This is a genomic window from Thomasclavelia sp., assembly GCF_047249845.1.
Lineage (GTDB): Bacteria > Bacillota_I > Bacilli_A > Erysipelotrichales > Coprobacillaceae > Thomasclavelia.
Genome location: NZ_JBKTWO010000026.1, coordinates 15,699 through 29,625, shown reverse-complemented (window position 1 = coordinate 29,625; position 13,927 = coordinate 15,699). Strand labels below are relative to the sequence as shown.

Here is a 13,927-nt window from a genome sequence, read left to right as displayed (position 1 = left end):
TTTATCCTCCCTATAAGATTTTCTTTAAAAAACTTCCAGTATAACTTTCACTGCATTTAGCAACCTTTTCCGGTGTTCCAGCAACAACTATTGTACCACCGCCATCGCCACCTTCAGGACCTAAATCAATAATATAATCAGCCACTTTAATGACATCTAGATTATGCTCAATAATAATTACTGAATCTCCTTGATCAACGATTCGTTGTAATACTTCAATCAATCTAGCAACATCATTACTATGTAAACCTGTTGTAGGTTCATCAAGAATATACACTGTTTTACCAGTTGCTTTTTTCTGTAATTCACTAGCTAGCTTAACACGTTGTGCTTCTCCTCCAGATAATGTAGTTGCACTTTGTCCTAATTTAATATATCCTAAACCAACATCTTGTAAAGTCTGTAACTTATTTTTTATCTTAGGCAGGTTGTTAAAAAATTCAACTGCATCTTCTATTGTCATTTCTAAAACGTCATAAATATTTTTATCCTTATATGTAACTTGTAAAGTTTCTTCATTATATCTTTTACCTCCACATTGTTCACATGGAACATAAACATCAGGTAAAAAATGCATAGAAATACGTTTTAAACCATCTCCTTGACAAGCCTCACAACGTCCACCTTTTACATTAAAGCTAAATCTTCCTTTATCATATCCTCGCATTTTAGCTTCATTTGTTTGTGCAAATAAATCGCGAATATCATCAAATACCCCTGTATATGTAACAGGATTAGAACGTGGTGTTCTACCAATTGGATCTTGACTTACTTCAATAACTTTATCAATATTTTCTAAACCTAAAATAGCTTTATGTTTACCAGGCTTTTCTTTTGAGCGGTAAATCTTCGCCATCATTGCTTTACCCATGATTTCATTAACTAGTGTACTTTTTCCACTACCAGATACCCCTGTTACTACAGACATGCATCCTAATGGAAATTTAACATTAATATTTTTTAAATTATTCTCTTGGGCTCCTTTGATTTGAATAAAATTACCATTTCCTTTTCTTCTTTTGCTTGGTACATCAATTTTTAATCGCCCTGATAAATACTGTCCTGTAATTGATTTCTTACACTCCATTACTTCTTGAGGTGTTCCAGCAACAATTACCTCTCCTCCATGAACTCCTGCGCCAGGACCGATATCAACGATGTAATCACTTGCTCTCATCGTATCTTCATCATGTTCAACTACTAGTACACTATTACCAAGATCTCTTATATTATGTAAAGTTGCAATTAATTTATCATTATCACGCTGATGTAACCCAATTGACGGTTCATCTAAAACGTATAATACGCCTGTTAGTCTTGAACCAATTTGGGTAGCTAAACGAATTCGTTGTGCTTCTCCCCCTGAAAGACCACCCGCCTTTCTTGACAAAGTTAAATATCCTAATCCTACATCATTTAAGAATCCTAAACGATCTTTGATTTCTTTTAAAACTAAATGTGCAATTTTTTCTTCATAATCATTTAACTTTAATTCATTAACAAATTTTAAAGCTTGTCTAATTGACATATCTGTAAACTCACTTAGATTCAACCCACCTACTCGAACACTAAGTACTTGATCATTTAATCTTCTACCATTACATGTTGGGCATGTGTGCTCTGCCATAAATGAAGCATACCATTCTTTAGACCATGATGACGTAGTTTCTTCAAACCTTCTTTTTATTAAAGTTTTAACCCCTTCAATAGGTTTTGTTGTTTTAGAAACATTTCCACTACTCGATACTATTTGATAAGTTATTGGTTTATCAGAACCATCTAAAATAATTCTCAATTCTTTTTTAGTAAAATCTTTTAATGGTTTATCCAAATCAATCTTATATGTTTTACATAATACCAAAAATCTTTGCCATTCGATTCGATCTGTACCAACAGATGTTTTAAAATAACGAATTCCACCCTGATTTATACTTAAACTCCAATCAGGAATCAATAAATCATCATCAACTTCATTTTTTATTCCTAATCCTCGACAATCTGGACAAGCACCAAGTGGATTATTAAATGAAAATAAACGAGGTTCTAATTTAGGAACACTAAATCCACAAATAGGACAAGCTAAATGTTCTGAAAATAACGCTTCACTACCATCACTTAAATTAGAAACAATAACTTCCCCACCTGTCAATTTCAATCCAACTTCTAATGAATCTATTAATCGGCTACGGTATCCCTCTTTTTTTACAATTCTATCAATTACAACATCAATATTATGTTTCTTATTTTTGTCAAGCTCGATACCTTCATCTAATAATTTAACTTCTCCATCAACTTGTATTCTAATATAACCATCTTTTAATAAATCTTCAAATAGGTCTTTAAAAGTTCCCTTTTGATTTTTTACTACACGTGCTAACACTTGTAATTTACTTCCATCAGGATACCTCTCAATTGTATCCGCCATCTGTTTAATTGTTTGTGATTCAATTATCGTATTATGTTCTGGACAATAAGCTTTTCCAATTCTAGCATATAATAATCTCAAATAATCAAATATTTCAGTAACTGTTCCTACTGTAGAACGGGGATTATTTGATGTTGTTTTTTGATCAATCGCTATTGCTGGTGAAAGTCCTTCTATACTATCGACATCAGGCTTTTCCATATTTCCTAAAAACTGCCTTGCATATGCACTTAATGACTCTACATAGCGTCGCTGTCCTTCCGCATAGATAGTATCAAATGCTAAAGAAGTTTTTCCAGAACCTGATAACCCTGTCATAATTACAAGTTTATTTTTAGGTATCTCAAGATTAATATTTTTTAAATTATTTTCTCTAGCGCCTTTAATGATTAGTTTATCATTTTCCATATCTTACCTACCTTTTATCATCTTTAAAATTGATGCTTTATCTTGACCTTTTAATTGTAGATCATAAGCCCAATCTAGTAATTCTTGATACTTTGATGACTGCTCAATTCCTAATAATTTAAGATCATTACCATCAATTAACGGTAATTGCGCAACCGTTCCTAACTGAACCATCTTTTTTTTCATAACAAAATCAAAATGATTTATATTTTCATGTTCATCTTTATATCTTCCTAGTTTATCACATTTTGTAATTAAAATTAAGTCCTGAATACTAACTATTCCATCTATTCCTTTTAAAATTTTAAAATAACTATAATCCTTTGCTCCATTTCTAACCATATTCATTAAATGCATATGATATAAAATAATCGTTTTAATATACTTCTGTAATTTTTTATCTGGTATAAGTGATTTTAGTTGTTGATTAAAAATTTTAACGCCTGCCTCATTATACTTGGGAGCATGACCCTCTTTAGTTGTTACTAATGGTTTTCCTATATCATGTAATAATGCTCCCCACATAAAGCCTAAAGGATTAGCTGTTTTATGTTTGCATAATGCCGCTAAATCGATAACTAATAAAGTATGTCGCCATACATCTCCTTCTGGATGATAATCTAATCTTTGCATGGTTTCAGATAGTACATCTAAACAAGGTAAAATAGCTTTTATTTCTTTTAAAAAGGTTAAGCCAATTGAAGGACGATTACTCAATAATAATTTATTGTATTCATTAAATACCCGCTCATTACTCAAGCTATTTAATAATCCCTTACCAGCCATTTCCTTACATATTTTTTTTGTATTTGGTTCAATACAAAAGTCAAGCCTCGAAGCAAACTGGGCTAGTCTTAGAACCCTCAAAGGATCTTCTGAAAATGTTTTTTCATTTACCATTCGCAAAGTTCGTTTGTTTAAATCTTCAATCCCATGAAAATAATCATAAAGTTTACCTGTTTTAACTTCATACATCAAGGCATTGATTGTTAAATCACGTCTTGAAGCAGCTTTCTTAAAATCAAGATTTTTATCAACTTCAATCTCAAAATCCTGATGATATTTTCCAACCTTAGTCTCAGTTCGAGGAAGTGCAAAATCATAATTTGGTAAAATATCTAATTTTAAAATACCAAATGATTTACCAATACAATTTACATGTCCATAATTGCTTAGTATATTCTCTAACTGTTCAACAGTCAAACCATATACTTCAATATCTACATCATGATAATCAACATTTCCATAAACTAACATATCACGAACTATTCCACCAACAAGAAAAACACTCCCTCCTTTTTCATCAACATCTTTGAAAATATTTTTAACAAGAGGAGGAAATCTATAATTACTTTTCACCTTGAAGCTCCATAATTATATCTCTAAGTTCCATAGCCCTTTCAAAATCTAGTATTTTTGCAGCATCTTTCATTTGTTTCTCTAGTTCATGAATCATTACCTGTTTATCTTTCTTACTAGCCTTGCGTCCTTTTTTAACTAAGCTAGCTGCATCATCAATAACTTCTTGTCCCCTAATTGCATCACGAATTTCTTTATGAATAGTCGTTGGAATAATATTATGCTCTTTATTATACGCATCTTGTATTTTACGACGACGATTTGTTTCCTCAATTGCATAGGCCATTGAGTCAGTAATTTTATCACCATACATAATAACTTCACCATTACTATTACGAGCAGCTCGACCAATAGTTTGAATTAAAGAGCGGTTACTTCTTAAAAACCCTTCTTTATCAGCATCAAGAATGCAAACCAAACTTACCTCTGGCAAATCCAATCCTTCTCTAAGTAAGTTGATTCCTACTAAGACATCATATTTACCTAAACGTAAATCTCTTAATATTTCTGTTCTTTCTAATGTTTTAGTATCACTATGTAAATATGCTACTTTTATCCCTAATTCTTTTAAATATGCACTAAGATCTTCAGCCATTCTTTTAGTTAAAGTAGTTATTAAAACTCTTTCATTACGATCCTGACGAATCTTAATTTCACTAATAATATCATCTATTTGCTCTTTAGTTGGCCGTACTTCTATTTTAGGATCGAGTAATCCTGTTGGTCGAATGATCTGTTGTACAACTTGATTATTTACATTTTCTAATTCATAATCTCCAGGAGTAGCTGATACATAAATTACTTGATTAATTATTTTTTCAAATTCTTCAAATCTTAATGGTCGATTATCTAAAGCACTTGGTAACCTAAATCCATATTCAACAAGTGTTTCTTTACGTGAGCGATCTCCATTATACATACCTCTTACTTGAGGTAACATAACATGACTTTCATCTACAATCATTAAAAAATCTTTTGGAAAATAATCAATTAGAGTATATGGTCTTTGGCCTTCTTTACGTCCATCAATATGACGAGAATAATTTTCTATTCCAGGACACATTCCTACTTCTTTTAACATCTCTACATCATGTCGAGTTCTTTGGTCTAAACGTTCATATTCTAATAATTTAGTTTCATTTTTAAATTCTCTTAATCTTTGTTCTAACTCCGTAGTGATTGTATTACATGCTTTTAATATTTGTTCTTTTTTAGTAACATAGCCATAGGCTGGGTAAATTGTATATGTATTATATGCTCCTAAAACATGTCCAGTTAATGGATCCACTTCTGTAATTCTTTCAACTGTATCACCAAATAACTCAATTCTAATTAACCAGCTTTCAGTATGCCCAGGTACAATTTCAATTACATCACCTCTCACCCTAAAAGTTCCTTTAGTTTGCTCAATATCATTACGTTGATATTGACGATCGACTAAATATGTAAGCAGTTCTTTACGATCAATTTCCTGCTCAACACGTAATGCAAAAATCATTTCTTTATACTGTTCAGGGTTACCAAGCCCATATATTGAAGCTACTGATGCTACAACAATTACATCTTCACGTTCAATTAAAGAATTCATTGCAGCACTTCTAAGCATTTCGATTTCGTAATTTGTTTTAGCATTTTTATCTATATATAAATCTCGGCCAGGAATATAAGCTTCCGGCTGATAAAAATCAAAGTTTGATATAAAGTATTCAACTCTATTTTCAGGAAAAAATTCTTTTAATTCTGAATATAATTGTCCTGCTAAAGTTTTATTATGTGCTAGAACAAGTGTTGGCTTATTAACAGCAGCTATTACATTAGAAACTGTAAATGTCTTTCCTGTACCAGTTCCTCCAAGTAAAACCTGTTCTTTCTTTCCTGCTTTAATACCTTCTACTAACTGTTCAATTGCTTCTACCTGATCTCCCATCGGTTTAAAGGGAGAGACTAGTTTAAATTGATGCATTTTTACACCTCCTATAGGTCTTTTCTATTATATCAAGAAAATAACCAAGTTAAAAGAATTATACCCATGACAATAAAAAACATAACAGTTATTATCTGCTATGTTTTTACTCCATTATTTCAATTAACTTTTTATATTGATAATCGTTACTTGGATCATTAATATAAATAATTACTTTACTTATTAACATATTTTTATCATTATCATTATAAATACCATCAACAGTTAGATTATTTGCACTTTCAAATTGTTTTAAAGCCTCTACAGTATCACTAGAAAAATAACCATCTTCTCTTTTACAATCATAACCTAAAATCTTTAATGATTTTTGCATTGCTAAAACTCTTTCATCTACACAATCATAACTTAAATCTTTATCAACCGTTTTTGTCGATATATCACTAACATCTATATTTTCAACTAAATAATCAGGTGTTAAACCTTCTTCATTAATCCATTTTCCACTTGGTAACAACCATCTTGCATATGTATACTTTAATACTGAGCCATCACTCAACTGTTTTTGTGTTTGTGCTGTACCTTTTCCATATGTTTGAGAACCAACCAATTTAAAATCACATAACTCTTGCAATGTTCCTGCTACTACTTCTGAAGCTGATGCAGTTTGATCATCCACTAAGATGTAGTTATTAGCAAAGCTATACTTTTTCCCGTCACTTGCTTTAGTCTTTTGAACAGCCCCATTTTTTTCTTTTATTTGATAAATAGTTTTCCCCTCATCGACAAAAAGATTTAAAACTTCATTAGCAGCAACAAGATAACCGCCTCCATTACCTCGTAAATCAATAACTACATTACTAACTTGTTCATCTACAAACAATTCTAAAAACTTCTCAACTTCCTCTCCAGTAGTACTACCAAATGTGCTAATTCCAATATAGCCAAATTTTTTACCATTTTCTTCCTTTATTTCACCATTTACCGCTGTTTCTACATTTCCCCGTTCAACATCGACTGTAAATACTTTTTCACCTCTAGTAACAGTAAGTTTTACATTCGTACCAGCATCACCTCTAACAAGATTTTTAACCTCATCTGCATTTTTTCCAGCAATATTAGTATCATCAACATTAGTAACAATATCTCCTACTTGTAAACCGCTTTTACTTGCTGGACTTTTTTGATACACTTTTGTAATAATAATTCCATTATTTAAAGCTGTATATGCTACACCTATTCCATCAAAATTACCATCTACACTTTGATTAAAAGCAACTGATTGCTCAAAAGTAAAATATGACGAATGAATATCTCCTAATGAATTTACTAATGCAGCAATAGAGTTACCCTCAATATCTACTTTATTATCATTAGGATTATACCAATAATTATTTAAAATTTCATAAGCTTCATCTAATACTGTAGTATCTACATTTCCGTTTTTAAAATTAGAATCTGTTTTTTTAATTACATAGCCAGAAACAAAACCAATTCCTAAACAAATAATCATTAATATAATGAATATAGTCTCTTTAAAATGATTTTTCTTAATTGGTTTTTTTATTTTTTGATTTGGTTGAATAAAGTCTTCCATGATTACACCTCACATTACTATATTCTAGCATATTATCTAAACAATTTTTAGTAAAAAATAAAAAAAACATTATTCTTGATAATTAAAAAAGTATGATAATAAATTATCATACCCATTTCTATTCTATATATTCTATTTCTACTCCTAACGGATATTCCTTAGCAAAATTATAATACCAAGAAATAGTAGCAACACTAAATAAAAAATATATTCCCAAAATAATAAACAATATTTTATAAGCTTTTTTAATATATATACTAGCTATAATTAATGCAATAATAGAAAATAATAATCCTAGCCATAAACAATTACCTAGATTTGACCATCCAACAATATTATACTCATCCCTTAAACACCCATAATGATAAAGTAAATATATATGAATTACGCTTAAAATAATTGTTATAATTATAAATATTTTTTTATATTTCATCTTTTTAGCTCCTCTAAAGATATTGATTTAAATTCTCTACATATTTATTAGTTTTACGATATAAAACATAGTAACCTATTATTAAAAGCATTATATATACAGCTAATAATATAATTAAGAAAGTTTTATTTTCAATTATATTTCCAATAATACAAAACACTAATTCTGTGATAAAAGTAAAGCATGTGTGTAATATAATCTGATTAACCATGGGTTTACTTAAATCTTCTAACAGTGTACAAAATGATATACTTAACATCCCGATTATTCCACACAATATATATTGAATAAGTATGTTGGTATTTACATCTATTGTAAAAGCAAAACTATTAAAATATTCTAATTTAGATTGAGTTAATAAACGGTATATAATCAACAATGTATTTGCCATAAATACCCCAAGTGGAAAACCAACAATAAACCTAATTATCTGCTTTTTCATATTATCCCTCAATTCTTTTCTTTACAATTCCAAGATATCTTCTCGAAATATATAATTTTATATTATTTTTTAAAACTATTGCAACTGTTTTAATCCCTTCTCTTTTAAATGATTGAATATATTGCTTATTTACAATTTGGCAATTTGAAATTCGTATGAATGAGTCGTTTAGTATTATTTCCAGCTCATATAAGCGATATTTAAGAAGATATTCTCTATTGTTACAGCTCGCATAAACTTTATTATTACTTGTATAAATATATAATATCTCATTTTGATTTAAAAAGACTATTTCATCACGATAATAACCTTTAATTTGATCATTTAACATATTAAGATATTCTACAAGTTCTTTTCCTTTTATCTCATTATCAGTATATATTAATATTTCACATTCCTGATAAGAATCATCTTTAATAACCTTAATTTTCATAATTACCTCCCTAATGATTGTATAGTAATAATTACTAAAAATCATTATTTTATTATAACTGGTACTATATTTTTAATAGGTGGTTCAATATTCTTGCTAATACATAAAATAGGATTCTAATTAGAATCCTATTTTATGTATTAATTATTCTATTTAAATTTTGATAATAACCTAATCATCGTTTCAGTTGCTTCATATAATTCTTGTTGTTCTGAATAACTTAATTTTGTTTCAATCTGCAAATCAAGAACAGTACCATCGAAATGACTTGTTTTTAAAAAATTTTTAGCATTATCTGTTAAATTTATTAAAATCTTGCGACGATCTGAGTTATCAACTAATCTATCGACAAAATGTTCATTATAAAGTTTATCTATTAATTGTGTTGCCTGTTGTTTTGATAATTTCAAGTTTTTTGCTATTTCTGACATTGTTAATGGCCCAAATTTGCCTAGTGTTACTAAGCAAAAATATGATTCATAACTAATTTTCGGATATTTTTGTGTTTTTTTTAAAGGCTTTTCGATTTTATAATGCCAATATGCTAATAATCGTATTAAATTATTAACAATTTCTTTGTGTTTCATATCTTCCTCCGTATACTTGACATTTTAATTTATTGTTACTAAAATATAGTAAATAATTATTTACTATTATTGTTTATTTTTTTATATAGTACATGAATTATCTTAAGAAATCAAGTTTATAGAAAGGCTTTGATATGATGACATTTAAAAATAAATATCCTAGATGCTATTTGATTTTATTTAACGCTTTCCGTTTTATTATTAATATTAGTTTTGTATATATTTTTCAATTGCTTTTTGGTGTTGAAAATATTTTACCTGGTGTTGCAATTAGTGTAGGATTCACCATGTTACCAACTAATGATTTTGGCTTACGTCCATGGACCATGTTTTTCATAACTGTTTTACTGTATACACTTAGTGGCTTTATCGCACAGTCAGCTTTAATACCAATTTTCCCTGCTTTTATTATTAACTTTTTGTTTGTCATTCTAATTATCCTTTTAATCAATGAGCCACAAATCTTAAAATCAAATATCACTTTTTTACTTTGTTTTGTGTTTGCGCAATCTACTCCTGTTTCTTGGCAACATTTTAATATGCGGTTTATTTCATTATTAGCTGGTTCATTATTTGTAGGTATCTGTATAATAATTAACTGGTACCGTAAAGGTTATGGAAAAAACGGCAGAAATTTAAAAGAACAAATTTTATTGTGTCAAAAAAATAGAAGTTATATGTTTCGAATGGCGTTTGGAATATCAATTGCAATGATGATTGGAATGATATTGGAATTAAAAAAACCATTATGGATTAGCATTGTTGTTATGTCTTTAACCCAATTAGAATTTAATGAAACTATTGAACGAATAAAACACCGTTTTATTGGCACTATGATTGGTGTGACTTTATTTTTTATATTTTTTCAGATAATTATTCCATCTCAATATGCAATAATTGTTGTTATGCTTCTTGGTTACATTGGCTTCTTTTTACCTGATTATAAATACAAACAAATTATTAATGCTATTAGTGCACTCAATGCTTCACTAGTTCTTTTGGATACAAAAACTGCAATTGAAAGTCGAATCATCTGTTTAATTAATGGTATTATAATTGTATTAGCTATTTATTATATGACTAGGATTATTCGTCATATTATTATTTCTTTAAACCAACATAAATTAATAAACTGAAACAGAGGTTATTTAATAGTTTCTGCTTTTATATTTTAATTCATAAATTCATTTATGCCTTTAACAATTCCAATTGCTATTTTATTTTGATAATCATTATTAGATAACAAGTTATCCTCTTCAGAATTAGAAATAAATCCCATTTCAACTATTGTTACTGGTACTTGACACCAGTTAATCCCACTCATTGTATCATTTATCATAACACCTCGATTTTTAGCTTTCGTAATATCGCATATATTGTCTAAAACATATTTGGATAATAACTGTGAAGCATCCGAAATCTGACTGCAGAAACGATTATTATTAGATGGAGCTATTGTTAGAGCACCTCTAGTATTGCTAGAATCATCACTATTGCAATGTAAACGAATAAATGCATCTGCATTATTTTCATTAGCAATTTTAGCTCTTTCACTATTTGATATATCAACATTTTGATTTGTTCGCACCATAATTACTCTATAACCGCTATCTTCTAATTTTTCCTTTAATTTTAATGCAACTTCTAGATTTATTTGCGATTCTAATCTTCCTGTAGCAATTCCTGTTGCCCCACTTGTAACTTTAGCTTTCATTTTCGTTGCCCCTGGACCAATTGGTTCTTGTTCATTATTACCATAACGTTGATGTCCAGCATCAATTACAATTAATTGCCCTTTCCCTGTTAATGGTAATTTATCTGATGGATTAATTGCAGGTATAACGGGTTCAATTTTTTCACCTTGTTTTTTTTCTACACCACTATGTTGTTGTTCTATGACCTTTGTTTTAATAACAACTTTCTCTATCTGCTTTTCTTGGTTACAACCAGTTATGAAAAATAAAATTAGGAAAACACTAAGTAGTTTTTTCACCTTACCACCCGCTTTCCTAATTATTATACCATCAATTATTAATAATTGCCTCTAATTCACTGCTTATAACTTCTTTTAACATTTTACAACTCTTATCAAATTTATGTTGATCAACATTATTCAAATGTAGAGGCATGATTTTTGAGATTCCCTGACGATTAATAATTGCTGGAACTCCAATATACAATCCCTCTTGTTTAAACTCTCCTTGTTGATATGCTGATACTGTTAATACTGCATTTTCATTACCAAAAATAGCACTTATTAAACGATTTAATGATAATCCAATTCCATAATAAGTAGCATTTTTTCTTTTGATTATTTCATATGCAGCCTGTTGAACTTCCTTATAGATCTTATGCATTTCATTCATATCAATATTCATTTCAACAATATATTCCATCATACTTTTACATCCAATATAAGTATTCATCCAAGGTACAAATGATGAATCACCATGTTCTCCTAATATATATGCATGAATGTTAGTTGAAGCAACATTTAAATATTCACTTAGTAAATATCTAAGTCTTGCTGTGTCTAAAATCGTCCCGCTTCCTATGACACGATTAGTTGGTAATTTTGACACTCTCTGTACAACATAACTCATCAAATCAACAGGATTACTAGCAACAATAATGATTCCATTAAAACCTGTAGACATAATTGATTGTGTGATAGACTTCATGATTTTAGCATTAATTGTTGCTAATTCCAATCTAGTCTGCCCTGGTTTCTGTGCAGCCCCTGCAGTTATTACAACTATATCTGCATCTTTACAATCATCATAATTTCCTGCTTTAACTTTTAAACTACTTTTGCTATAAGGCAATCCATGACTCATATCCATTGCTTCACCAATAGCCTTTTCTTGATCTAAATCAACTAAAACTAATTCATCAATTCCACCTGTATTTAACATTGAGTATGCCATTGACATCCCTACAAATCCTGTACCTACTAATACTACTTTCTTTAAATCATCATCTTTGTTCATTGTTAGTTCCTCCTTACATTTTAATAATAGTATTTATTACTAAATATGTCATTTAATATGCATTTAAATTTATTATTTCCAAAGTTAATAAATTAATACATAGAAAAAAGTAGTCACTTCGACTACTTTAACATTATAAACGAAACTACATATCCTATAACTAAAGATACTATATATGAGAGCATAAGAATCTTAATAGTTTCTTTTTTATTTTCATTATATCTCAATAATGCTAAGGTTCCTACACCTGCGCTCGTCGTTAAACCAGTAATTAAGGCCCCAAAAGTCAATCCACCACTAACATATAATTGCGTTAGGATAACAGAGCCGGCACAATTAGGAATAAAGCCAACGATTCCTGCAATAATCGGCTGGAATAACCAGTTTGTTCTTAATAATTTACTTAACTGATCTTCACCAATACCATTAATAACTATTGTAAAAATAATATTTGTTAATAATATAAATAGAAAAATATTTAGTGTATGTTTAAATGCCGCTAATAAAATACCATTTTGACACCCACAATCACATGGTTCAACTTGTAAATATTCATAACTATCATGACTCTGATGATTAAAATAATCTACAATAAAACCAACAACAGTTCCAAGAATAATTTTTATAACTATTAATATTATTAGCATCTTCCATAGATCTGGATAAATGGCTAGAATAGCAAGAGCTTCATCACTTGTAGCAATAAAAATAGCTAGTAAAGTCCCCATTGTTAGATAACGCATTGAATATAGCTTTGCCGCAATAACGGAAAAACCACATTGTGGAATACTTCCAAGAAGAGAACCAATAAAAGGCCCAACTTTTCCAAATTTCATTACTTTATTAATAATATCCCGGCTTGATAAATATTCAACTAATAAATAAGCTAAAAACAAAACGGGTAGAGCCATTAGTGATTCTTTAATTGGTTCAAGTAATATCTCCATACTATTCACTCCCATCTTTCAAGTTAGTTAACTGTAATTTATATATAATATCATAATATATAATATTTTCAATCTTTTTACTATTATACATTTTATAATAAAAAAGATGATTTTTTAAGAACTAACTTAATCTAATCATCATTTTTAGCTATTTATCTATTTTATTTAAAATCAAGCCTATACCACATAACATTGCTGAAAAACCAAAAAAACCACTGCATGTAGTTAACATTGAAAGTAGCACTCCTACCAAATCATCTAAAAGACTAGCCCCATATTCATTGGCAGATTCAACTATTGCCATGAAATTAACTACACCAATAAAAATAGCAATAATTAGGAATATTCCTGAAAAAACATAAAAAACTATGGCAGATTTTTTCAT

At 29.2% G+C, this 13,927-nt stretch carries 14 protein-coding genes; 1 reads left to right on the top strand and 13 read right to left on the bottom strand.

Annotation, left to right across the window (positions count from 1 at the left end; genetic code table 11):
- Positions 1-10: 10 nt before the first annotated feature.
- From uvrA to ACLR9T_RS08065, 9 genes are all read right to left on the bottom strand, one after another.
- The gene (uvrA, locus tag ACLR9T_RS08105) at positions 11-2,833 is read right to left on the bottom strand and encodes an excinuclease ABC subunit UvrA (protein WP_413109037.1); all 2,823 of its coding nucleotides are present in this window, start codon (positions 2,831-2,833) and stop codon (positions 11-13) included.
- A 3-nt stretch (positions 2,834-2,836) separates the two neighbouring features.
- Positions 2,837-4,192 (bottom strand): CCA tRNA nucleotidyltransferase, encoded by a 1,356-nt coding sequence (locus ACLR9T_RS08100; protein WP_413109036.1) that lies wholly within the window; start codon positions 4,190-4,192, stop codon positions 2,837-2,839.
- Entirely contained in the window at positions 4,182-6,155 is a 1,974-nt protein-coding gene (gene uvrB / locus ACLR9T_RS08095) for an excinuclease ABC subunit UvrB (RefSeq protein ID WP_413109035.1), read from the bottom strand. The genes ACLR9T_RS08100 and uvrB overlap by 11 nt, the downstream gene beginning before the upstream one ends.
- A 106-nt stretch (positions 6,156-6,261) precedes the next feature.
- A complete protein-coding gene (locus tag ACLR9T_RS08090) occupies positions 6,262-7,710 on the bottom strand; it encodes a S41 family peptidase (protein WP_413109034.1) in 1,449 nt (482 codons plus the stop codon).
- A 118-nt stretch (positions 7,711-7,828) separates the two neighbouring features.
- Positions 7,829-8,143, bottom strand: a complete 315-nt coding sequence (locus ACLR9T_RS08085) for a hypothetical protein (protein ID WP_413109033.1) — start codon at positions 8,141-8,143, stop codon at positions 7,829-7,831.
- 13 nt (positions 8,144-8,156) lie between these two features.
- Positions 8,157-8,585 (bottom strand): hypothetical protein, encoded by a 429-nt coding sequence (locus ACLR9T_RS08080; protein WP_413109032.1) that lies wholly within the window; start codon positions 8,583-8,585, stop codon positions 8,157-8,159.
- Between the two features lies 1 nt (position 8,586).
- The gene (locus ACLR9T_RS08075) at positions 8,587-9,018 is read right to left on the bottom strand and encodes a LytTR family DNA-binding domain-containing protein (RefSeq protein WP_413109031.1); all 432 of its coding nucleotides are present in this window, start codon (positions 9,016-9,018) and stop codon (positions 8,587-8,589) included.
- Between the two features lie 149 nt (positions 9,019-9,167).
- Positions 9,168-9,605 (bottom strand): MarR family winged helix-turn-helix transcriptional regulator, encoded by a 438-nt coding sequence (locus tag ACLR9T_RS08070; protein WP_413109030.1) that lies wholly within the window; start codon positions 9,603-9,605, stop codon positions 9,168-9,170.
- Positions 9,606-9,831: 226 nt separating this feature from the next.
- Positions 9,832-10,035, bottom strand: coding sequence for a hypothetical protein (locus ACLR9T_RS08065; protein WP_413109029.1), 204 nt, complete (start codon positions 10,033-10,035; stop codon positions 9,832-9,834).
- Between the two features lie 109 nt (positions 10,036-10,144).
- Here ACLR9T_RS08065 and ACLR9T_RS08060 point away from each other — a divergent pair, with 109 nt between their 5' ends.
- Positions 10,145-10,741 carry an FUSC family protein gene (locus tag ACLR9T_RS08060; RefSeq protein WP_413109028.1) on the top strand — a complete coding sequence of 199 codons (597 nt, stop codon included), beginning with the start codon at positions 10,145-10,147 and terminating at the stop codon, positions 10,739-10,741.
- Positions 10,742-10,776: 35 nt separating this feature from the next.
- On the opposite strand, the gene ACLR9T_RS08055 is transcribed toward ACLR9T_RS08060, so the two are convergent.
- The 4 genes from ACLR9T_RS08055 to ACLR9T_RS08040 form a co-directional block, all read right to left on the bottom strand.
- The gene (locus ACLR9T_RS08055) at positions 10,777-11,598 is read right to left on the bottom strand and encodes an N-acetylmuramoyl-L-alanine amidase family protein (RefSeq protein ID WP_413109027.1); all 822 of its coding nucleotides are present in this window, start codon (positions 11,596-11,598) and stop codon (positions 10,777-10,779) included.
- Positions 11,599-11,629: 31 nt separating this feature from the next.
- Entirely contained in the window at positions 11,630-12,595 is a 966-nt protein-coding gene (locus ACLR9T_RS08050) for an L-lactate dehydrogenase (protein ID WP_413109026.1), read from the bottom strand.
- A gap of 122 nt (positions 12,596-12,717) precedes the next feature.
- Complete coding sequence (locus ACLR9T_RS08045; RefSeq protein WP_413109025.1) at positions 12,718-13,542, bottom strand: putative manganese transporter; 825 nt, start codon at positions 13,540-13,542, stop codon at positions 12,718-12,720.
- 148 nt (positions 13,543-13,690) lie between these two features.
- Entirely contained in the window at positions 13,691-13,927 is a 237-nt protein-coding gene (locus tag ACLR9T_RS08040) for a hypothetical protein (protein WP_413109024.1), read from the bottom strand.